The following is a 21,162-nucleotide window of genomic DNA, read 5'->3' as shown; positions in this document are numbered from 1 at the left end:
CCGCAAAGGAATATGCTTTTTTTCGCCCGGCCTGATCGGCCGGGGTCTTTTTCTGTGTTTATCGCTGCCGCCAGGCCGCCATGGTCACCGATTGACTTCCGCCACGGTATAATCGCGTATATCCAGGTCATAGGCTTCCGCCAGGGCGCCGTAGGTGTTAAATTCGCGCCCGTCGGCCGTGACCATATGGGCGTGTTCATTGCTCTGGTGTTCATGTATTTCCCCTTGCGCCGCCTCCCTGACCGCCTGTAGCAACGCATCCACGTCTATACTTATTTCTCGCTGCAGCTGTTCATTGAATTCTTTGGCAAAGGCCATGATGTTTCCCCTCTGTGAAGACCAGCAAAAACGTACCTGTTAAGTATAGCTTTTGCCGCGGGTTTGGATCGCCTTGCGTACGTTGGTCGGGGTGGAATAAATGTCCCGGCCGATCGGGTACGGGCTGACTGGACGGGGTGTTTTATACTAAACTAGCTATCGGGCATATTTAGAGGTAAGTCATGAAATTACACGATCGGGTGACGGTGAAAACCGATGGCGGGCCACGGCGTAAAGGCAAAATCCAGGCCATAGAAGAATTCAGCGAAGGGGTGATGTATCTGGTGGCGTTGGATGATTATCCTACCGCCATTTGGTTTTTTAACGAGACCAGCCATCCTGACGGCATTTTTGTTGAACCCTTGCTGGAGGAGCGCTAGTACGACGTAAAAAAACGGTATCAGGCGGCGCCCTGATACCGAAAAGCCCCCGCGCGCCCAGGCATTAAAGCGACGGGGCCTATGGTCAGCGTACGTTAACGTAAATGCCGTTGGTCACGGTGTCCGTCAGCCGCACGACGTGATAAATCACCTGCTTGTTATGAGTCTTGATTTTCCGCTTGATATTGCCTTTATGCGAAGAGACCGTCTTGGCCTTGATCTGCATGCGGTCCGATATCTGGATGGTGTCGTGACCGGACATCCACATGCGCAGCATATTGGATTCGGTCTGGCTTAACCGCACCGGGTTCAAATCCACCGGCGACTTGTGGGCGCCGTCATCCAGGCATTTATGTTTATTGCAGCCCGTAAGCAGCGAATTGAGCGTCTCGGGCTTAATCGATTTCGAGGTGATAATCAGGTTTTTACGCACAAACAGATAATCTTCAAAATGGATGTTGGTCATTGCCATAAAAATGAAAAACAGCGTATCGGGATGCTGGGTAATGATCTTTTTGATTCTATCCGTCGCATCCGGTTCATGGATAAAACACTCTTCATTCACAAAAACCACATCAGGCTTCACGCGCGTGCATTTTGTCTGCAACTGGCCGATATCAGCTACGATATTGATATTGCGCTTTTTTACACCGGTATCCGTCAAAAATCCGGTAAGACCAAGGCGGGTATAGCTGCATGAATCCATGATGATCGTTGGCATAGCGCACCCTCATTTAATTTGATTATCTGTTTTTAGCAACGATAAAATGCTTCTTATTGGCCTGTAGATTTCATAAAGCTTCACAGTTACCTAATGTTTTAACAACAATTCACAATTAAGTTCAACGATATTTTTTTGAGACCGCTCTCCCAAAAGTGAATCGATAAATTTGACTTAAGTCTAACGATGCACCGTTCAAGGCAGGTAACGCTTTTGCTGGCCGCCACGCGAAGGAACTGCGCACGTTTTGCCAAGCGGCAGGCGCTTCCGTTTAAAGGCAAGCGGTTTGTTCGGAAAATGATATTACAAATTAGTCAAAATAAACATAAGAAAAATTCATGGACTTTTTTGTATGATTTTTTATGTTCATGGCGGTTGACAATATGACGCCGATCTATGGCTATTTCAGATTTTTTCTATTAATAATTAATTACTTAAGTGATATGTGCGTATAAATGAAACTGATTATCGTTTATATTTGTCTGATTTTTGAGCAAAATGCCTTTTTTTTAGCCTTATACGTCAAGGCGTATTTAACTTTATATACAATTTTTGACTTTTCCGGGCCGCTTTTACCGCATTTAGGCCAGCAGAGACGCTATCATGAAATGGAACCTATCTATAACGTTGAAGTATTGCCTGCCATTGCTTGGCCGGGCGGGGCGTTTGCCGCCATTTATGACAGATCAAAAATTATTGTCTATACTAACTAAAGTGTTCACTGCCGCCCGAAGGACAGGTGGGACAGAAAGCATGCCTTACCGGCCATGCAAAAGCGTTTTCTTTGCGCCTTATGTTCCGCGATAACGCCAGCGCAGTTTCAAGGAGAACGACGATTTTAAAATTCACCTCAATGCTTCTCACTCCTTTGTTACCGCTTACCACTTGTCATCCGGGCTGTGCTAATGCGCTGTAGCGCAACCACTTATCCAGCGATGCGCCCGGAATGCTGCTCGCTCGCGGTAACAGGAGGATAACAGGTATGACAGACAGTGATTCGCTACCCCCGATACCCTTGGACACCTTCGCCTGTTTTTTTGATGTGGACGGCACCCTGGCTCCCATTGAAAAACGGCCCGAATTAGTATCCATCCCCGATAATATCAAACAGACTTTATATGCCATCTCCAGCGTCGGCGGGGGCGCCGTGGCGCTGGTATCGGGCCGCTCCTTAACGGAACTCGACGCCCTCAGCGCGCCACTGCATGGCCCTGCGGCCGGCGTGCACGGCGCTGAACGCCGGGACGCGCGCGGAGAAATCCACCGCACCGACTTATCGCCGGAGCTGGCGATGAAGCTTGAACGGGAACTGACGCAGGCCATCGCCGCATTTCCCGGCTGCCATGTTGAAGCAAAAGGCATGGCCTATGCCTTGCATTATCGCCAGGCGCCGCAATATCAAGACGCGATCATGGCGGTGGCTGAAACCTTTGCCCGCCGTTATGCGGAACTGGCCCTGCAGCCGGGCAAATGCGTCGTGGAGCTCAAGCCGAAGGGCGTCGACAAAGGCGCCGCCATCCAGGCCTTTATGCAGGAAAGCCCTTTTGCCGGAAGAACGCCGCTGTTTATCGGCGACGACTTGACGGACGAAGCCGGATTTATCCAGGTCAACGCCCTGAACGGCATCTCAATAAAGGTCGGACCGGGCGCTACCGCGGCGCGTTATCATTTGGACGATGTGGGGCACGTTCATCTTTGGCTATTGTCATTGCTTAAACAACAAGATAATTATTCTATTAAAACCAAAAGCTCGGTTGGGGAGGATTTATGAGTCGCTTAATAGTAGTATCGAACCGTATTGCGGCTATGGAAGGTAAAAAAGAAAGCGCGGGCGGCCTGGCCGTCGGCATTATGGATTCGCTGAAGGACGCGGGCGGCTTGTGGTTCGGCTGGAACGGCAAAATCAGCGAAGAAGAGCTTCCTTTGGAGAAACACCAGCAGGACAACATTACGTTTGCTGCGTTCACATTGAACCAAAGCGAATATGATCAATATTATCTCAATTTTTCCAATACCGTTATCTGGCCGGCGTTTCATTACCGCCTGGACCTGGTGCAATACCAGCGTGAGGATTATGACGGTTATTGCCATGTTAACGAGAAGCTGGCGGGACGTTTGCAGCCTCTCGTGGAAGACGACGATATCCTGTGGATCCATGATTATCATCTGTTACCCTTCGCCGCCGCCTGCCGCAAGCTGGGCATGACCAATCGCATTGGTTTTTTCCTGCATATCCCGTTCCCGACCTCGGAAATATTCAATGCCTTGCCGCCGCGAAAAGAATTGTTGGAAATGCTGTGCGAATATGATCTCATCGGTTTCCAGGCGGAAACCGACCGTTTGGCCTTTATTGAAAACCTGTCGCTGGTGACCGACGTGGAGCAACTGGATGAAGACCGCTTTGCCGCCTATGGCAAATCGGTCACGGTGCGCGTGTATCCCATAGGCGTGGAACCGGACAGTATCCGTGAACTGGCGGAAGGGGCGCTGCCGCCTAAGCTTGCGCATCTGCGGGATAAAATGAACGGCAAGCTGATTATCAGCGTGGATCGCCTGGATTATTCCAAAGGTTTGCCGGAGCGATTCCAGGCCTTCGAGACCCTGCTTGAGAACTATCCACAGCACCGCGGCAATATACGTTTTTTCCAGATAGCGCCCACTTCGCGCGGCGACGTCCAGGCCTACCAGGATATTCGTCACGAACTGGAGACGGAAGCCGGCAGGATTAACGGCCATTTCTCAACGCTGGAATGGACCCCGTTATTCTATCTTAACCAGCATTATGAACGCAGCCTGCTGATGAAGATTTTCCGCCATTGCGAAGTCGGCCTGGTCACCCCGCTGCGCGACGGGATGAACCTGGTGGCGAAAGAGTATGTCGCCTCACAGGATCCCGCCAATCCGGGCGTACTGATTCTTTCCCGTTTTGCCGGGGCCGCCAACGAGCTTACCTCGGCGTTGCTGGTGAATCCTTATGACCGCGACGGTGTCGCCGCCGCCCTGGATAAAGCGCTCTGTATGCCGCTGGAAGAGCGCATTTCTCGCCATGCGGAAATGATGAAGGTGATTAATAAAAATGACATCGTACACTGGCGTCAATCGTTCCTGAATGACTTAAAAGCCGTTCCGGCCACCACGGCGGCGCATTAAAGCCTATCGTCCCGTACCCGCCGCCGCGCCCTTACGCTGGCCGGGGGCGGAGGGAACGGCATAGGTCCCGGCCAGCGGGACGCTTGCCCCGGGGTCCGTGACATAGCCCTGCTCAACGTATAGCCGCCGTAAACCCGGACCGGAATTACGGCGGCATTTTTGTAGCTGTATGATAACGTTATGCGTTATCACCCTTATTTTCCCTAACGGACGTGGACATAAATACCCGTCGCGGCGTTGCAAATCCCCTGGTATAAAAAACGATCTAAAATAAAGAGTTACTGCATATTTTGCGAATATTTTGATCAGTTTTATCTCAAGTTTTGAATAAGTATGCCGATGATAATCATACATGGCTATTTTGGGTTGTGGGCACGCCCTCATCCTTTTAACAGCCACATAAATGTTTACGTATCATTTCCCTCCCCAATCTCATTCCTTCCATTGTTAACATTCCCCTGTAAAATCGTTCATTTTTAATACAAAAGAATCTGACCCTGACGGGCAAAAGCCGTTGGTATGTTTCAATAATGTTATTGATGTATCCATGACGTTTATCCTGAAAAAACAGCATTAATACTGATGAATTTAATTTTAAAAGATATTTTAGGGTGCGAATTTGTTTTTTCGAATGATATTCTGTCAAAATCAATATGATCAGATGAATCCGCTGATTGTGCGGGGATTTTTGCTAAAAATTTGTTGCAATCTTTTTTTGTGTTCATTTTTTGATCAGCAATCACATCAGACCAGTAGCAATTCTGATCAAGTAAGCTAAATTTCTGTGATCTAGATCACACTTTATCTAAAATTTGCCCAGGGGTAGATTGTATGAACGACAGAATCGGCGTTAGAGTTGCGGCGCAATTAGGAATAATCTCACTAAATTGTAAAAATGTTTCACGGAAGAAACCTTAATGAATCATGTTAATTTTGGGCATATTTTACACCAAGAATATTTAACGGTACGGCTTTTATAATTAGCCGCTTCGATTACCGGACAATTTAAGTATGTACGGTATCGTTGATTTCATTAGCCACCCAGGGGAAAAATCCCCGGATACCGGGCGATATTTTATCACCCAAGTTATGTTTTTAAACATAGTCTAGAGGGATGGGAAAATGAATACGAGTGAAATACGTAAACATGTTTACGATATAAATTTATCATATTTATTATTGGCGCAGCGTTTGATCAACCAGGAAAAAGCGTCGGCAATGTTTCGGCTGGGGATTAACGATACCATGGCCGATGTTTTACTGAAACTGACCTTGCCGCAAATGGTTAAACTGGCCGAAACGAATCAGCTATTGTGCCTGTTTCGTTTTGACGATCACCAAACCATTACGCAATTAACGCAGGATTCCCGCGTGGACGAATTACAGCAAATCCACACCGGCATATTGCTATCCAGTCAACTACAGGAACGGCTGGCGGCAAAAGACAACCATCTGCCTAAGAAAAGGGCATAGCGATGGCCGGCAAAAGTATTGTCCAGGAAGCGAAGGATATTCAGCTGGCTATGGAGCTGATTACGTTGGGCGCCCGGTTGCAAATGTTGGAAAGCGAAACGCAGCTTAGTCGCGGTCGACTGATCAAATTGTACAAGGAGCTGCGCGGCAGTCCTCCGCCCAAGGGTATGCTGCCGTTCTCAACCGATTGGTTCATGACCTGGGAACAGAACATTCATTCGTCGATGTTTTACAATATTTTCCAGGTGTTGCTGCAAAACGGGCAATGCACCGGTGTTGAAGCGGTGATCAGGGCCTACCGGTTATACCTTGAGCAGTGTCCCCAGCAGGACGGTGAACAGCCGATACTGGCGCTGACCCGCGCCTGGACCCTGGTGCGGTTTGTCGAAAGCGGCATGCTGCAGCTAACCCCGTGCAGCCACTGCCATGGCCACTTTATCACTTATGCTCATCAGCCCATTTACGGGTTTGTCTGCAGTTTGTGCCAGCCGCCGTCCCGGGCGGTAAAAAGACGTAAACTTTTGCCGGTAGCGGCCGATATCAATACCAAGCTGCTGGATGAGCAGGCGCAGCATGCGGTGTGATGGGCAATCCTAACGGATGACGACATCCACGACGATATCCTGGCATAAGCTTGCCAAGACTGTCGTCGTTCGGTTTCCCGGATGTGCTGCGTGCAGGCCGACATCTTTTTACCGGGAGAACGGATGTGTTAGTGATAGTGGGATACCTTGTGGTAATGGGCGCCGTATTTGGCGGTTATGCCTTAGTCGGCGGCCATCTGGGCGCGCTGTATCAACCTGCCGAGTTTCTTATGATTGGCGGCGCTGGCCTTGGCGCCTTTATTGTCGGCAATAACGGCAAAGCGATCAGATTGACAATAAAGGCCTTCCCGCAGTTATTTCGTGGCTCTAAATATAACAAATCCCTCTATATGGACCTCATGGCATTATTATTCCGTTTAATGGCCAAGGCGCGCCAGCACGGAATGCTGGTACTGGAATTTGATATCGATTCCCCCAATGAGAGCGACATCTTTAAACTCTATCCGCGTATTCTTGCCGACAAACATCTGATGGACTTTATTACGGATTATTTACGCCTGATGATCGGCGGCAATATGAACGCGTTTGAAATTGAAACGCTGATGGATGAGGAAATCGAAACTTATGAGCATGAATGCGATATACCGGCCAGCAGTCTGGGGCAGGTAGGCGATTCGCTGCCGGCCTTCGGTATTGTCGCCGCGGTTATGGGGGTGGTGCACGCCCTTTCCGCAGCGGACCGCTCGGCCGTTGAGCTGGGTGCGATGATAGCTGAGGCCATGGTAGGTACCTTTTTAGGCATACTGCTGGCTTATGGTTTTGTCTCGCCGTTGGCGTCGCTGCTGCGGCAAAAGAAAGATGAAAGCACCAAAATGATGCAATGCATCAAAATTACTCTGCTCTCCAGTATCCATGGCTATGCGCCGCAAATCGCCGTGGAGTTTGGGCGAAAAACGCTGTTCTCCGCCGAGCGCCCGTCGTTCAGCGAACTGGAGGCGCATGTCAGGTTGGCCAGGGAACCGATTAAACAGCAGCCGGTGGAAGAGGATGCATGAAAAACCAGCCGATCATCGTGGTACGCAAACGGCGTGGGTCCAAACGCCATGCCGAGCACGGCGGCTCCTGGAAAATCGCCTATGCCGACTTCATGACCGCCATGATGGCGTTCTTCCTGGTGATGTGGCTGCTGGCCATCGCCACGCCAAAGGAGCGGGTTTCCATCGCCGAGTATTTCCGCACCCCGCTGAGCGTGGCGCTGACCGGCGGCAATCGCAGCAGTTCGGATACCAGTCCCATCCCCGGCGGCGGCGCGGATCCGACACGTCAGCAGGGCGATGTGCATAAGAACATTAACGATCTGTTGGACAAGCTGGAAAAGAAACGGCTGAACAAGCTGCGCGAACGTCTGGACCAGCTTATTGAATCCGATCCGCGCCTGCGGGTGCTGCGTCCCCAGTTGCTTATCAATCTGGTGGACGAGGGGCTGCGTATCCAGATCCTCGATAGCCAGAACCGGCCGATGTTTGAAACCGGCAGCGCGCGGGTGGAACCCTATATGCGGGATGTGCTGCGCGGTATCGCGCCGATCCTCAATGATATTCCCAATAAAATCAGCATATCGGGGCATACCGACGCCGCCCCCTACGCCAATGGCGAACGCGGCTACAGTAACTGGGAATTATCGGCTGAACGCGCCAACGCGTCCAGGCGGGAACTTATCACCGGCGGGCTGTCGGAAGGCAAAATCCTGCGGGTGGTGGGCATGGCCGCCACCATGAGCCTTGCGCCGCAGCAGCCCGACGCGGCGATTAACCGCCGCATCAGCCTGCTGGTGCTGAATAAGCAAACGGAACTGAGCATTGCACATGAAAACGTGCAAAGCCAGGGGATGGAAATCAATAACTCGAAAGGATTAACGCAGCAGCCGTCATTTAAGGACGCTACCGATACGCCGCCGGTTCCGGACCCGGCGGCGCCGGGAACACCGGAATCGACGCCAGTGAAACCCGCGGCGCCGCCAGCGGCAGGGGAGCCGGCGGTAACCCCGCCAGGAACCGCGGAACCTGTGCCGTCCACCGCCCGGCAGACCAATGCCGGCGTCAACGCGGCGCCGGCGAGTTCATCATCCGGGGGACCGGCCGCAGCCCCGGCTACTTTGCCATCCGGGGCCTCCGTTCCGGCTGCCTCGCCGTTTAACGAACGTGATTCACAGCAGAGGTGATTTCGTGAGCATGGAATTAAGCGCTTTTTACCAAACTTTTTTTGATGAAGCCGCCGAACTGCTGGCGGATATGGAACAGCACCTGCTGGTACTGGATCCGCAAAATCCGGATAGCGAACAGCTGAATGCGATTTTTCGCGCCGCCCATTCGATTAAAGGCGGGGCGGGAACCTTCGGTTTTACGGTATTGCAGGAAACCACGCATTTGCTGGAGAACCTTCTGGACGAGGCGCGGCGGGGGGAGATGTCCCTCAGCACGGAGATTGTTAACCTGTTTTTGGAAACCAAAGATATCATGCAGGATCAATTAGATGCCTACAAAACGGCTCAGGAGCCTGATGCGGCAAGCTTTGCTTATATCTGCGAAGCGCTGCGCCAGCTGGCTTTGGAAGCTAAAGGCGCCGTGGCGCCGGCCGACGGCGCCGTCGCACAGGCGGCGGACAATGTCCAGCAGAACGCGGCGCCGCGTCCCGGTCAAACGGACGCGGCGGATGCTGCGCTGCGCATACGGCTTAGCGGCCTTAAAGCCAGTGAAATTCCGCTGATGCTTGAGGAACTGGGCAATCTCGGCACGGTGCTGGCTCACGAGGAAACGCCCGACGGCCTGAGCGCCAGCCTGCAAACCACGGTGAGCGAGGATGACATCTGCGCAGTGCTGTGTTTTGTGCTGGATGCCGATCAGATTCATTTTGACGCCGAGCCCGACGCCGCGACCGTAGCCGAAGCCCCCGAAGCCCCCGATGCCAACCCGTTGCCGGCCGCCGCCGGCCAGGCCCAGGTCGGCGAAATCGCGCACGCCGGCCACGCCGACAATGTCACGCCCATCAACGCCGCGGGCGCGCCGGCCAGACAGGCCGATACCGGCGCGGCACGAGTCAAACCCGCTGATACCAGTATCCGGGTGGCGGTAGAGAAAGTGGACCAGTTGATCAATCTGGTCGGCGAACTCGTGATTACGCAGTCCATGATTGCCCAGCGCGCCGGCGCGCTGGATCCGGTGGAACATAGCGATTTAATGATCAGCATGGGGCAATTGGAACGCAATGCCCGCGATCTGCAGGAATCGGTGATGTCGATCCGCATGATGCCGATGGAGTATGTCTTTAACCGTTTCCCGCGCCTGGTGCGGGATCTCGCCGCCAAGCTGGATAAGCAGGTGGAGCTGACGCTTGAGGGCAGTTCAACCGAGCTGGATAAGAGCCTGATCGAACGTATTATCGATCCGTTGACCCATTTGGTGCGTAATAGTCTCGATCACGGGATTGAGTCGCCGGATATCCGTACGGCGCTCGGCAAGCCGGCCGTCGGCAACCTGCAGCTGCGCGCCGAGCATCAGGGGGGCAACATTTGTATCGAGGTGATCGACGATGGCGCCGGCCTTAACCGCGAAAGAATTCTGGCCAAAGCGTTGTCCCAGGGACTGCCGGTGAGCGACAGCATGACCGACGAAGAAGTGGGCATGTTGATTTTCGCGCCGGGATTTTCCACCGCCGAACAGGTGACCGATGTTTCCGGACGCGGGGTGGGCATGGATGTGGTGAAACGCAACATTCAGGCGATGGGCGGCCATGTGGATATTTTGTCCCAGGCCGGCAAAGGCACCACCATCCGCATCCTGCTGCCCCTGACGCTGGCGATCCTGGACGGTATGTCGGTACGGGTAAACCAGGATGTGTTTATCCTGCCGCTGAATACCGTGATGGAGTCGTTGCAGCCGCAGGCGGACGATTTGCACCCGCTTGCCGGCGGCGAGCAGGTCTTGCAGGTGCGCGGCGAATACCTGCCGCTGGTGGAAATGCACCATTTGTTTGATATCAACGGCGCCAAGACCGATCCGACCCAGGGCATCGTGGTGATCCTGCAAAGCGCGGGGCGACGTTATGCCCTGCTGGTGGATCAGCTTATCGGCCAGCATCAGGTGGTGGTGAAAAACCTGGAAAGCAATTATCGCAAGGTACCGGGAATTTCCGCCGCCACCATTCTTGGCGATGGCAGCGTGGCGCTGATTATCGATGTGTCCGCACTACAGGCCCTGAACCGTAGTAAACGGTTGGCCGGTGCTGCTTAATTTATCTTATTTAGCCGACTGATTAAAAGGTGAAAACCATGGCAGGACTTGCAAGCGTCACCGCGCTGAACGGAGAAACCGTGGGTCAGGAGTTTCTGATCTTTACGCTGGGCGATGAAGAATATGGTATTGATATCCTGAAGGTACAGGAGATCCGTGGTTATGATCAGGTGACGCGGATCGCTAATACGCCGGCCTTTATCAAAGGCGTTACCAATCTGCGCGGCGTGATTGTGCCGATATTGGATCTGCGCATTAAGTTCGCGCAGTCGGATGTTATGTACAATGACAATACGGTCGTGATTGTGCTGAACCTGTACCAGCGGGTGGTGGGCATTGTTGTCGACGGCGTTTCCGACGTGTTGTCGTTGACCGCCGAGCAGATCCGCCCGGCGCCGGAATTTGCCGTGACCCTGGCGACTGAGTATTTGACGGGCCTGGGGTCGCTGGGCGAACGGATGCTTATCCTGGTGGATATTGAGCGGTTGTTGAATAGCGAGGAAATGGCGCTGGTGGATAGCGTCGCCATGGCGTAAATAAGCCCCACAGGCACGCTCTCCCTTTAACACGATTGCTTTAGGCCCGGTGCTGGCGGGCATACCGTGCCATGGGGCGCTCGGTCGGGGAGCCTGTACATAAGATTGTGTAATCGCCTGATTTTGATATGTTCAATCCATCATTAGAATTAGGTGAATTTATGGACGAAAAATTGCTACAGGCTCTCGCAACTGAGCTGGCTAAAAGTCTCAAAACCCCTGAGGATCTGAGCCAATTTGATCGGTTTTTAAAAAAATTAAGTGTTGAGGCTGCCCTTAAAGCTGAACTGACTCACCATTTGGGTTATGAGAAAAATCAGCTCAAATCGGGTTCCAACGCCCGTAACGGTTATTCCTCTAAAACGGTTACCACAGGTGATGGCCCGCTAGAGCTGAGGACACCTCGTGATCGCGAAGGGACCTTCGAGCCCCAACTAGTGAAGAAAAATCAGACCCGTATTACCGGAATGGATGACCAGATCCTGGCGCTTTATGCCAAAGGCATGACCACCCGTGAGATATCGGCGATGTTTAAGGAAATGTACGATGCGGATGTCTCACCAGCACTGATATCGAAAGTCACTGAGGCGGTTCTGGAGCAGGTCACTGAATGGCAGAATCGCCCACTCGATACGCTCTATCCCATCATTTACCTGGACTGCATCGTGGTAAAAGTTCGCCACGACGGTCGCGTCATCAATAAATCCGTGTATCTGGCGTTGGGAATTAACATTGAAGGCCAAAAGGAACTGCTGGGCATGTGGATGGCAGAGAACGAAGGCGCGAAGTTCTGGCTAAACGTGTTGACCGAGCTTAAAAACCGGGGATTACAGGATATTTTTATCGCCTGCGTCGATGGCCTGAAAGGCTTTCCTGACGCTATTAATACGGTCTACCCGAGGACCTGCATTCAGCTTTGTATCGTACACATGGTGCGTAACAGCCTGCGCTTTGTCTCCTGGAAAGACGCCAGGGCCGTCATGCGAGACTTGAAGGCAGTGTACCAGGCACCGACGGAGGAAGCGGGACAGCGGGCGCTGGAGACGTTCGCCAGCGTATGGAACTCCCGTTATCCGCAAGTAAGCCGGAGCTGGCAGGCTAACTGGACTAACCTTGCGACATTCTTCGCCTATCCGGAAGACATTCGCAAAGCGATCTACACCACAAACGCCATCGAGTCGCTAAACAGCGTGATCCGACACGCTATTAAAAAACGCAAGGTATTCCCGTCAGACGAATCGGTAAAAAAAGTGGTGTGGCTGGCCATCCAGGCGGCGTCAAAAAAATGGTCGATGCCGGTGAGGGAGTGGAAGATGGCATTGAATCGTTTTAGTATAGAATTTGGAGATCGTTTAAGTGGTCATTTATAAAAAGGCGTTTACACAGATTCCTAAACAGGCTCCGGTCGGGCGGGAAAATCACGCCCGATTCGACCCCATTGGCACGCTCTCCCTTTAACACGATTGCTTTAGGCCCGGTGCTGGCGGGCATACCGCGCCATGGGGCGCTCGGTCGGGCGGGAAAATCACGCCCGATTCGACCTCATAGGCACGCTCTCCCTTTAACACGATTGCTTTAGGCCCGGTGCTGGCGGGCATACCGTGCCATGGGGCGCTCGGTCGGGCAGGAAAATCACGCCCGATTCGACCCCATTGGCACGCTCTCCCTTGAACACGTCTGCTTTAAGCGCGGTGGTGGCGGGCATACCGTGCCATGGGGCCTCGGTCGGGCGGGAAAATCACGCCCGATTCGACCCCATTGGCACGCTCTCCCTTGAACACGTCTGCTTTAAGCGCGGTGTTGGCGGGCATACCGTGCCATGGGGCCTCGGTTGGGCAGGAACACCATGCCCAATTCGACCCCATCGGCACGCTCTCCCTTTAACACGTTTGCTTTAGGTTTGGTGCTGGCGGGCATACCGTGCCATGGGGCCTCGGTTGGGCAGGAACACCATGCCCAATTCGACCCCATTGGCACGCTATTCCTTGAACAGGCTCGGTTTGGTACTGGGTGCTCGCGGGCCTGGCGCTAATTTCTGACGATAGCGGTAAAGTTTGGCGGTTGCCTGCCGATACAATTAGCACCAGTTGTAGTGGGAAAACAGGCATGTTTAACCGAATAAGAGTAGTGACCGGCTTAGTTCTTGTGTTGATAATTTTTTGTTTATTACAACTCTCCTCCGGAGGCGTGTTTTATCATTCGCTGAAACAAGATCAGCACTATTTTGGCGTGTATCAGAATCTGCGTAAGCAGCAGACCGCGCTGAGCGCCAGTTGGGTTGCCCTGGTCCAGACCCGTAATACCCTTAACCGGGCGGCGGTGCGTTACCTGATGGACGAGAATAAAATGGGCAGCGGCGCAACGGTGACCGAATTATTATCCGAAGCGGTGGGGACCCTGCGGCGTTCGGAGCAGACCTTCGGTAATTTCATGGCGATGCCGCGCGAGGAAGGGCAGGACGAGGCCAATATTCAGGCCATGAAACAGCGCTATGATGCCCTGCACTCCGCATTGGCCGAGCTCAATACCCAATTGAGCAACGGCAATATCGTTGATTTTTACGCGCAGCCTACCCAGGCGGTGCAAAATAATTTCGAGGATACCTATAGCCGTTACCTGGCCGGGAATATCCGCCTCTATAACGACGCGGTGGACATGAACCAGCAGTCCTATAACCAGTCCCTCGGCGTGCTGGGCGGTGTTCTGGTCATTTTTATTCTGATTTCCCTGTTGGTGTGGGTCGGCATCCGCCGCATCCTGCTGCATCCGCTGCGCTATCTGATAAGCCATATCCGCGGTATCGCCGCGGGCGATCTTACCCAGGCGCTGACATTAAACAGCCGTAATGAAATGGGCATGCTGGCGGAGAGCCTGCGGGATATGCAGCATGCGCTGACCGGCACCGTGCATACCGTGCGCCAAAGCGCCGACGCCATTTACAGCGGCGCCGGCGAAATCGCCGCCGGCAATAACGATTTGTCCGCGCGCACCGAGCAGCAGGCGTCGGCGCTGGAGGAAACGGCCGCCAGCATGGAGCAGTTGACCGCCACGGTGAAACAGAACGCCGAGAATGCCCGTCAGGCGCGGCAACTGGCTCTGAGCGCGTCGGAAACCGCGCAAAAGGGCGGCAAGGTGGTGGATAACGTGGTCACTACCATGCATGAAATTGCCGGAAGCTCGCAGAAGATAGCCGATATTACTGGTGTTATCGACGGCATTGCTTTCCAGACCAATATCCTGGCCCTGAACGCGGCGGTAGAGGCGGCGCGCGCCGGGGAGCAGGGGCGCGGATTCGCAGTGGTGGCGGGCGAGGTGCGCAGTCTGGCGCAGCGCAGCGCCCAGGCGGCGAAGGAAATCAAGGGACTGATTGACGATTCGGTTAATCGTGTCGACGTGGGTTCGGCGCTGGTGGAAAGCGCCGGCGAAACTATGTCGGAGATTGTCGACGCGGTGACACGCGTGACCGATATCATGGGCGAAATTTCTTCCGCGTCCGATGAGCAAAGCCACGGTATCGACCAGGTGGGCGAGGCGGTGGCGGAAATGGATCGCACCACGCAGCAGAATGCCGCCCTGGTGCAGCAGTCGGCCCAGGCCGCTGCTCAACTGGAAGCGCAGGCCGGCCTGTTGACCCAGGCCGTGTCGGTATTCCGGCTGGAGACGGCGGCGGCGCCCGCGACGGAAAAGGCGGTGGTCCCTGTGCCGCAAACGCCCTCGTCCGCGACGGCAAAAAAAACCACGGAAAGCACGTCGCAGGAAAATTGGGAAACCTTCTAACTACGCATTATATAAGCCACACACCGGCATGAGGTTAATGATGTTAACGCGTATACGGATTTCCACCAGCCTGATCATGATTGTTTTGATCTTTGGCCTGATGCAGCTGGTCAGCAGCGGACTCTCGTTTGAAAATTTCAGGCGCAGCAGCGAGAACTTTCATCAGGTGGAGGCGGACAACCTGAAACGTAACTCGCTGAGCATGAGTTGGTCGGAGATGCTGCAAACCCGTAATTCCCTGAACCGGGCGGCAACGCGTTTTGCGTCTTATACGCCGCTTGAGCAGATCCTGCCCCTGATGGCGGACGCCAAAAAAAGGCTGAGCCATGGGGAAGCGGTGTTTAAGGAATTCAACGCCTATCCGGCGGACAACGAAGCGGAGCAGGCGCTGCGCGTCAAGACCGTGAAGAGTTTCAAGGAATTCGACCAGGCGATGCATGAGGCGATAGAGATGCTGGACAACGGTAATGTCCAGGCCTTTATGGGCCAGCCCACGCAGAAGTTCCAGGATGCGTTCGAACTGCAGTACAACGCCTATATGACCCAGCTTTCCGGGGTGATTGGCGAAGCCAGCGAGGCAAATCGCATCGCCTATGGCCGTTCGGGCTGGATGCTGGGGCTGATGACCGGCATGACCGCGCTGCTGACGCTGGTGGCCCTGCTGTGGCTGAAACGTATGCTGCTGCGGCCGCTGGCCGTAATGAGCGGCCATTTCAACGCCATTGCCGGCGGCGACCTGGGTAACCGTATCGAGGTCAGCGGACGCAACGAAATCAGCCAGCTGTTTCATCAGTTGGAGACGATGCGCGATGAACTGGCGCAAACGGTGATGACCGTACGCCAGGGCACCGATGCCATGCTTAGCGGCATCCAGGAAATCGCCAGCGGCAATAACGACCTGTCGTCACGTACCGAACAACAGGCCGCGGCGCTTGAGGAAACGGCCAGCAGCATGGAGCAGCTGACCTCGACGGTGAAGCAGAACGCCGAAAATGCCCGTCAGGCCAGCAAACTGGCCAGCGATGCATCCAGCACCGCGCAAAAAGGCGGCACGCTGACCGGCAACGTGGTTAAACGCATGGCCGATATCGCCGTAAGCTCGCGCAAAATCAGCGATATCACAAGCGTGATAGACGGCATCGCCTTCCAGACCAATATCCTGGCGCTGAACGCGGCGGTGGAAGCCGCACGCGCGGGCGAGCAGGGCCGCGGGTTCGCGGTGGTGGCGGGTGAAGTACGCAGTCTGGCGCAGCGCAGCGCCCAGGCGGCCAAAGAGATTAAGGGGTTGATTGACGAGTCGGCGACCCGGGTACAGCAGGGGTCGGAGCTGGTGGCCTCCGCCGGTGAAACCATGGATGAGATCGTGCGTTCGGTGGCCCGTGTCACCGATATCATGGGTGAAATCGCCTCGGCGTCGGATGAGCAAAGCCGGGGCATTGAACAGGTCGCCACCGCCGTCAATCAAATGGACGCGGCAACCCAGCAGAATGCGTCGCTGGTGGAACAATCAGCCGCCGCCGGCCATGCGCTGGAATCACAGGCGGAAGCATTAATGCAGGCGGTACGGGTATTCAGGCTAACGCAGCATGAGCTGCAGGAAAACCAGGATGAACCAATGGCTTCAGACCTCAGCACCCGGCAACTCGGGTCCATAACCTAACGCCAAACGCAAGCGCGGCGCAGCGAGAAACCCTATGTCAAACCAAGCTGAAATTGCCGCAAAATGGTCTAACTGGGCACAGCAGGTGCCCTTATCCGATGCGCATTTCCAGCGCATCTGCCAATTGATCTACCAGCGGGCCGGCCTTGTGCTGGCCAGCCATAAGCGGGAGATGGTGTATAACCGCCTGGTCAGGCGGCTGCGTACGCTGAATATAGCGGACTTCGGCACCTATCTGGCGCTGCTGGATGCCGATGTCAAGGGGCCGGAGTGGGAGATATTCGTCAATGCGCTGACCACCAATCTGACGGCCTTTTTCCGTGAACAGCACCATTTCCCGGTGCTGGCGCGGCACGCCAAGGAGCGGCCGGGACCGTACAGCGTCTGGAGCACCGCGGCTTCCACCGGCGAGGAGCCTTATTCCATCGCCATGACGCTGATGGAAACCCTGACGGGTTCGCTGGCGCAGGTGTCGGTTATCGGCAGCGATATCAATACCCAGGTGTTGGACAAAGCCCGCGCCGGCGTGTACCGCCATGAAGAACTGCGCGGGCTGAGCACCGTGCAGCGGCAGCGGTTCTTTCTGCGCGGCACCGGTCCCCATGACGGGCTGGCGCGGGTCAGGCCCGAACTGAACGCCATGGTGCGGTTTCAGTACCTGAACCTGCTGGCGGCAGAGTGGGCGTTGCCCGGGCCTTTCGACGCGATATTTTGCCGTAATGTAATGATTTATTTTGATAAGGAGACGCAGGAGCGCATTTTGCGACGCTTCGCGCCGTTGCTGAAGCCCGGCGGGTTGCTGTTTGCCGGCCATTCGGAAAATTTTAGTCAGATAAGCCAGGATTTCAAGCTGCGCGGACAAACGGTCTATCAGCTTACTAAGGAAAGAATATGAGAAAAATCAGAGTGCTTTGCGTAGATGATTCCGCGCTGATGCGCCAATTAATGACTGAAATCATTAATGGTTTTCCCGATATGGAAGTGGTGGCCACCGCGCCCGATCCGCTGGTGGCCCGCGATCTGATTAAAAAATTAAACCCGGAAGTGCTGACGCTGGATGTGGAAATGCCGCGCATGGACGGGCTGGATTTCCTGGAAAAACTGATGCGCCTGCGGCCGATGCCGGTGGTGATGGTGTCGTCACTGACCGGGCGCGGCTCGGAAATCACCCTGCGGGCTTTGGAGCTGGGGGCGATTGATTTTGTGACCAAACCCCAGACCGGCCTGCGCGACGGCATGCTGGCCTATAGCGAAGCCATTGCCGAGAAGATCCGCACCGCCTCCCGCGCCAGGCTGCCGCAGCGGCGCTCGACCGATGCCGCGCCGATCATCCATGTCCCGCTGCTGAGCAGCGAGAAGCTGATTGCCATCGGCGCGTCCACCGGCGGAACGGAGGCGATCCGCCACGTTCTGGAGCCGTTGCCGGCCAATAGCCCGGCGCTGCTGATTACCCAGCATATGCCGCCGGGATTTACCCGCTCCTTTGCCGAACGGTTGAACAAGCTTTGCCAGATAACGGTAAAGGAAGCCGAGGACGGCGAGCGGATATTGCCGGGGCACGCCTACATCGCACCCGGGGCCCGGCATATGGAGCTGGCCCGCAGCGGCGCCAACTACCAGATCCGGCTGCATGACGGCGAGCCGGTCAACCGGCACCGCCCATCGGTGGACGTCCTGTTTCATTCGGTGGCGCAATTCGCCGGGCGCAACGCCGTCGGGGTGATCCTGACCGGCATGGGCAATGACGGCGCCGCCGGCATGCTGGCGATGCGCAACGCCGGCGCCTATACCCTGGCGCAGGACGAGTCCAGCTGCGTGGTGTTCGGCATGCCGCGCGAGGCGATTGCCATGGGCGCCAGCAACGAAACCGTGCCGCTGCATCAGATGAGCCAGAGAATGATGGCGCAAATCAGCAGCGGTCAGGCATTACGTATTTAGCGGCCCGCGAGCGGGTTACATGTTAATAACAGGAGTAGGTATGGCGGACAAAGAACTCAGGTTTCTGGTGGTGGACGATTTCGCGACAATGCGTCGCATCGTCCGTAACCTGCTAAAGGAACTTGGCTTTAACAATGTGGACGAAGCCGAGGATGGCGTCGACGCTCTCACCAAGCTGCGCGCCAACAAGATTGATTTTGTCATTTCCGATTGGAATATGCCGAATATGGACGGACTGGCCCTGCTGCAGAATATCCGCGCCGATGGCGCGATGGCCGCGCTGCCGGTGCTGATGGTGACCGCGGAAGCCAAGAAGGAAAATATCATTGCCGCCGCGCAGGCGGGTGCCAGCGGCTATGTGGTTAAGCCGTTTACCGCGGCGACACTGGAAGAAAAGCTTAATAAGATCTTCGAAAAGCTGGGGATGTAATCAGGAGGGGATATGAATAATACACCGACCATGCCGAATGTTAACGCCACCGCCACGGATATCATCTCCCGTATCGGACAATTGACGCGTATGCTGCGCGACAGCCTGAAGGAACTGGGCCTCGACCAGGCCATCGCCCAGGCCGCCGAAGCCATCCCCGACGCCCGCGACCGGCTGGATTATGTGGTGCAGATGACCGCCCAGGCGGCTGAGCGCGCGCTGAACTGCGTCGAGGCGGCGCAACCACGGCAGACCGCCATGGAACGTGGCGCCAAGGGGCTGACCACCCGTTGGGACCAGTGGTTCGACAGCCCCATTGAGCTGGCCGACGCGCGCGAGCTGGTGACCGATACCCGGCACTACCTGGCCGAGGTGCCCGGCCATACCGCCTTTACCCATGCCCAATTGCTGGAGATCATGATGGCGCAGGACTTCCAGGATCTGACCGGCCAGGTGATCAAGCGCATGATGGATGTGATCCAGGAAATAGAAAAGCAGCTGCTGATGGTGTTGCTGGAAAACATGCCGGAGCCGGCGAAGGGCAAACGCGCCAGCGACGGCCTGCTCAACGGCCCGCAGCTTGATCACAGCGTCGACGGCGTGGTGGCCAACCAGGGCCAGGTGGACGACCTGCTCGACAGCCTCGGTTTTTAAATCCTTTCTCCCGGCCCGGACCGTCGTCCGGGCTACGCCTATGCGCCAAATAACCGTCGCTTTAACGCGCTGTTCCCGCCATCGGTCCGGGCGTAATTTGTCATGCTGGTAAGATAATGCCCATGGCAAAACGCATTCGGGAACAGTGATGGCGGAAGACAGCGATCAGGAAAAAAACGAGGCCCCCACCGCCCACCGGTTGGATAAGGCTCGTGAAGAGGGACAGATCCCCCGATCGCGTGAATTAACCTCGGTATTGATGTTGGTGACCGGGCTGGCCGTGTTATGGATGGGCGGCGAGCCGCTGGCGCGTCAGCTGGCGGCGATGCTGGCCCAGGGATTGCGCTTTGACCACGGTATTATCAGCGACGACCGGCAAATCCTGTTCCAGGTGGAATCGCTTATCGGCCAAACCGTCTGGGCGCTGCTGCCGGTGTTTGCCGGACTGGTGGTGATGGCGCTGGTAGCGCCGTCGCTGCTGGGCGGGGTGATGTTTAATCCCGGCTCGATAAAATTTGATTTAAAAAAACTTAATCCGCTGCCGGGCCTGAAACGGGTGGTATCCGCCCAGTCGCTGTCGGAGCTGTTCAAGGCCATTCTGAAAGCGTTGCTGGCGGGGTGGGTCACCGGCTGGTTCCTGTGGCATAACTGGCCGCGCATGCTGCATCTGGTGCTGGAATCGCCGATCGCGGCGCTGGGAGATGCCCTGGGCCTGATCGCCACCTGCGCGCTGATGGTTATCCTGTCATTTATTCCCATCGTGGCGTTCGACGCCTTTTGGCAACTGTGGAGCCATATCAAGAAGCTGCGCATGACCCGCCAGGAAATCCGCGACGAGTTCAAGGACCAGGAAGGGGACCCGCACGTCAAAAACCATATTCGCCAGCAGCAGCGCGCCATGTCGCGCCGGCGCATGATGCGCGACGTGCCGGCGGCGGACGTTATCATCACCAACCCGACCCATTACGCCGTCGCGCTGCGTTATGAAGACAGTAAAATGAGCGCGCCGAAGGTGGTGGCCAAAGGCGCCGGCGACATCGCCATGCGCATCCGCGCGCTGGGGGAAACCCATCATGTGCCGATGCTGGAGGCGCCGTCGCTGGCCCGCGCGCTTTACCGGCACAGCGACATCGGCGAGGCCATTCCGGCCCAGTTGTACGCGGCGGTGGCCGAGGTGCTGGCCTGGGTTTACCAGCTCAAGCGCTGGCGCAGCCAGGGCGGCCTGATTCCGAAAAAACCTGAACATTTACCGGTGCCGGCGGCACTGGATTTTGCCCACGAGAAAGAGTGA

General features: G+C 55.4%; 20 protein-coding genes. 18 read left to right on the top strand and 2 right to left on the bottom strand.

Annotated elements, in window-relative coordinates:
- Positions 1-84: 84 nt before the first annotated feature.
- Complete coding sequence (locus ACL2XQ_RS15590; protein ID WP_410015427.1) at positions 85-318, bottom strand: DUF2525 domain-containing protein; 234 nt, start codon at positions 316-318, stop codon at positions 85-87.
- Positions 319-500: 182 nt separating this feature from the next.
- Here ACL2XQ_RS15590 and dsrB point away from each other — a divergent pair, with 182 nt between their 5' ends.
- Positions 501-698, top strand: coding sequence for a protein DsrB (dsrB, locus tag ACL2XQ_RS15585; RefSeq protein WP_410015426.1), 198 nt, complete (start codon positions 501-503; stop codon positions 696-698).
- Between the two features lie 85 nt (positions 699-783).
- Here dsrB and rcsA read toward each other — a convergent pair whose 3' ends face one another.
- A complete protein-coding gene (gene rcsA / locus ACL2XQ_RS15580) occupies positions 784-1,419 on the bottom strand; it encodes a transcriptional regulator RcsA (RefSeq protein WP_410015425.1) in 636 nt (211 codons plus the stop codon).
- Between the two features lie 455 nt (positions 1,420-1,874).
- Between rcsA and ACL2XQ_RS15575 the strand changes: the two genes are divergently transcribed.
- The 17 genes from ACL2XQ_RS15575 to flhB all read left to right on the top strand — a co-directional run bounded on the left by ACL2XQ_RS15575 (position 1,875) and on the right by flhB (position 21,162).
- On the top strand, positions 1,875-2,132 hold the full coding sequence (locus ACL2XQ_RS15575; protein ID WP_410015424.1) for a hypothetical protein: 258 nt from the start codon (positions 1,875-1,877) through the stop codon (positions 2,130-2,132).
- Positions 2,133-2,401: 269 nt separating this feature from the next.
- On the top strand, positions 2,402-3,190 hold the full coding sequence (gene otsB, locus ACL2XQ_RS15570) for a trehalose-phosphatase (protein WP_410015423.1): 789 nt from the start codon (positions 2,402-2,404) through the stop codon (positions 3,188-3,190).
- Positions 3,187-4,569 (top strand): alpha,alpha-trehalose-phosphate synthase, encoded by a 1,383-nt coding sequence (otsA, locus tag ACL2XQ_RS15565; RefSeq protein ID WP_410015422.1) that lies wholly within the window; start codon positions 3,187-3,189, stop codon positions 4,567-4,569. Before otsB ends, otsA begins: the two co-directional genes overlap by 4 nt.
- A gap of 1,122 nt (positions 4,570-5,691) precedes the next feature.
- Entirely contained in the window at positions 5,692-6,042 is a 351-nt protein-coding gene (gene flhD / locus ACL2XQ_RS15560) for a flagellar transcriptional regulator FlhD (RefSeq protein WP_410015421.1), read from the top strand.
- 2 nt (positions 6,043-6,044) lie between these two features.
- Positions 6,045-6,626, top strand: coding sequence for a flagellar transcriptional regulator FlhC (flhC, locus tag ACL2XQ_RS15555; protein ID WP_410015420.1), 582 nt, complete (start codon positions 6,045-6,047; stop codon positions 6,624-6,626).
- Positions 6,627-6,751: 125 nt separating this feature from the next.
- The gene (gene motA, locus ACL2XQ_RS15550) at positions 6,752-7,642 is read left to right on the top strand and encodes a flagellar motor stator protein MotA (protein ID WP_410015419.1); all 891 of its coding nucleotides are present in this window, start codon (positions 6,752-6,754) and stop codon (positions 7,640-7,642) included.
- On the top strand, positions 7,639-8,808 hold the full coding sequence (motB, locus tag ACL2XQ_RS15545; protein WP_413732901.1) for a flagellar motor protein MotB: 1,170 nt from the start codon (positions 7,639-7,641) through the stop codon (positions 8,806-8,808). Before motA ends, motB begins: the two co-directional genes overlap by 4 nt.
- Positions 8,809-8,818: 10 nt before the next feature.
- Positions 8,819-10,876: a chemotaxis protein CheA gene (cheA, locus tag ACL2XQ_RS15540; protein WP_410016568.1), complete on the top strand. Its 2,058-nt coding sequence runs from the start codon at positions 8,819-8,821 to the stop codon at positions 10,874-10,876.
- Positions 10,877-10,914: 38 nt separating this feature from the next.
- Positions 10,915-11,412, top strand: coding sequence for a chemotaxis protein CheW (cheW, locus tag ACL2XQ_RS15535; protein WP_410015417.1), 498 nt, complete (start codon positions 10,915-10,917; stop codon positions 11,410-11,412).
- A gap of 161 nt (positions 11,413-11,573) precedes the next feature.
- Entirely contained in the window at positions 11,574-12,782 is a 1,209-nt protein-coding gene (locus ACL2XQ_RS15530; RefSeq protein ID WP_413740493.1) for an IS256 family transposase, read from the top strand.
- Between the two features lie 736 nt (positions 12,783-13,518).
- The gene (locus ACL2XQ_RS15525) at positions 13,519-15,189 is read left to right on the top strand and encodes a methyl-accepting chemotaxis protein (RefSeq protein WP_413722605.1); all 1,671 of its coding nucleotides are present in this window, start codon (positions 13,519-13,521) and stop codon (positions 15,187-15,189) included.
- A gap of 40 nt (positions 15,190-15,229) precedes the next feature.
- Positions 15,230-16,849 (top strand): methyl-accepting chemotaxis protein, encoded by a 1,620-nt coding sequence (locus tag ACL2XQ_RS15520; RefSeq protein WP_413723429.1) that lies wholly within the window; start codon positions 15,230-15,232, stop codon positions 16,847-16,849.
- Between the two features lie 34 nt (positions 16,850-16,883).
- Positions 16,884-17,744 (top strand): protein-glutamate O-methyltransferase CheR, encoded by an 861-nt coding sequence (gene cheR / locus ACL2XQ_RS15515; protein ID WP_413732897.1) that lies wholly within the window; start codon positions 16,884-16,886, stop codon positions 17,742-17,744.
- On the top strand, positions 17,741-18,787 hold the full coding sequence (locus tag ACL2XQ_RS15510; RefSeq protein ID WP_410015414.1) for a chemotaxis response regulator protein-glutamate methylesterase: 1,047 nt from the start codon (positions 17,741-17,743) through the stop codon (positions 18,785-18,787). The genes cheR and ACL2XQ_RS15510 overlap by 4 nt, the downstream gene beginning before the upstream one ends.
- Before the next feature lie 40 nt (positions 18,788-18,827).
- Positions 18,828-19,217: a chemotaxis response regulator CheY gene (gene cheY / locus ACL2XQ_RS15505; protein ID WP_410015413.1), complete on the top strand. Its 390-nt coding sequence runs from the start codon at positions 18,828-18,830 to the stop codon at positions 19,215-19,217.
- A 12-nt stretch (positions 19,218-19,229) separates the two neighbouring features.
- Positions 19,230-19,871 carry a protein phosphatase CheZ gene (gene cheZ / locus ACL2XQ_RS15500; RefSeq protein ID WP_413722606.1) on the top strand — a complete coding sequence of 214 codons (642 nt, stop codon included), beginning with the start codon at positions 19,230-19,232 and terminating at the stop codon, positions 19,869-19,871.
- Between the two features lie 148 nt (positions 19,872-20,019).
- Positions 20,020-21,162, top strand: a complete 1,143-nt coding sequence (gene flhB / locus ACL2XQ_RS15495; protein ID WP_413730565.1) for a flagellar biosynthesis protein FlhB — start codon at positions 20,020-20,022, stop codon at positions 21,160-21,162.

This window comes from Sodalis sp. RH14 (assembly GCF_047324285.1).
Taxonomy (GTDB): domain Bacteria; phylum Pseudomonadota; class Gammaproteobacteria; order Enterobacterales; family Enterobacteriaceae; genus Acerihabitans.
Note: the sequence above shows the minus strand (reverse complement) of the source record. Positions and strands in the feature narration are given on the sequence as shown.

Coding starts and splice junctions, on each gene's coding strand:
- ACL2XQ_RS15525 (WP_413722605.1), top strand. CDS start 13,519: ATGTTTAACCGAATAAGAGTAGTGACCGGCTTAGTTCTTGTGTTGATA.
- flhB (WP_413730565.1), top strand. CDS start 20,020: ATGGCGGAAGACAGCGATCAGGAAAAAAACGAGGCCCCCACCGCCCAC.
- ACL2XQ_RS15530 (WP_413740493.1), top strand. CDS start 11,574: ATGGACGAAAAATTGCTACAGGCTCTCGCAACTGAGCTGGCTAAAAGT.
- flhC (WP_410015420.1), top strand. CDS start 6,045: ATGGCCGGCAAAAGTATTGTCCAGGAAGCGAAGGATATTCAGCTGGCT.
- cheY (WP_410015413.1), top strand. CDS start 18,828: ATGGCGGACAAAGAACTCAGGTTTCTGGTGGTGGACGATTTCGCGACA.
- flhD (WP_410015421.1), top strand. CDS start 5,692: ATGAATACGAGTGAAATACGTAAACATGTTTACGATATAAATTTATCA.
- ACL2XQ_RS15510 (WP_410015414.1), top strand. CDS start 17,741: ATGAGAAAAATCAGAGTGCTTTGCGTAGATGATTCCGCGCTGATGCGC.
- cheZ (WP_413722606.1), top strand. CDS start 19,230: ATGAATAATACACCGACCATGCCGAATGTTAACGCCACCGCCACGGAT.
- cheW (WP_410015417.1), top strand. CDS start 10,915: ATGGCAGGACTTGCAAGCGTCACCGCGCTGAACGGAGAAACCGTGGGT.
- otsB (WP_410015423.1), top strand. CDS start 2,402: ATGACAGACAGTGATTCGCTACCCCCGATACCCTTGGACACCTTCGCC.
- ACL2XQ_RS15575 (WP_410015424.1), top strand. CDS start 1,875: ATGAAACTGATTATCGTTTATATTTGTCTGATTTTTGAGCAAAATGCC.
- ACL2XQ_RS15590 (WP_410015427.1), bottom strand. CDS start 318: ATGGCCTTTGCCAAAGAATTCAATGAACAGCTGCAGCGAGAAATAAGT.
- motB (WP_413732901.1), top strand. CDS start 7,639: ATGAAAAACCAGCCGATCATCGTGGTACGCAAACGGCGTGGGTCCAAA.
- otsA (WP_410015422.1), top strand. CDS start 3,187: ATGAGTCGCTTAATAGTAGTATCGAACCGTATTGCGGCTATGGAAGGT.
- cheA (WP_410016568.1), top strand. CDS start 8,819: ATGGAATTAAGCGCTTTTTACCAAACTTTTTTTGATGAAGCCGCCGAA.
- cheR (WP_413732897.1), top strand. CDS start 16,884: ATGTCAAACCAAGCTGAAATTGCCGCAAAATGGTCTAACTGGGCACAG.
- ACL2XQ_RS15520 (WP_413723429.1), top strand. CDS start 15,230: ATGTTAACGCGTATACGGATTTCCACCAGCCTGATCATGATTGTTTTG.
- rcsA (WP_410015425.1), bottom strand. CDS start 1,419: ATGCCAACGATCATCATGGATTCATGCAGCTATACCCGCCTTGGTCTT.
- dsrB (WP_410015426.1), top strand. CDS start 501: ATGAAATTACACGATCGGGTGACGGTGAAAACCGATGGCGGGCCACGG.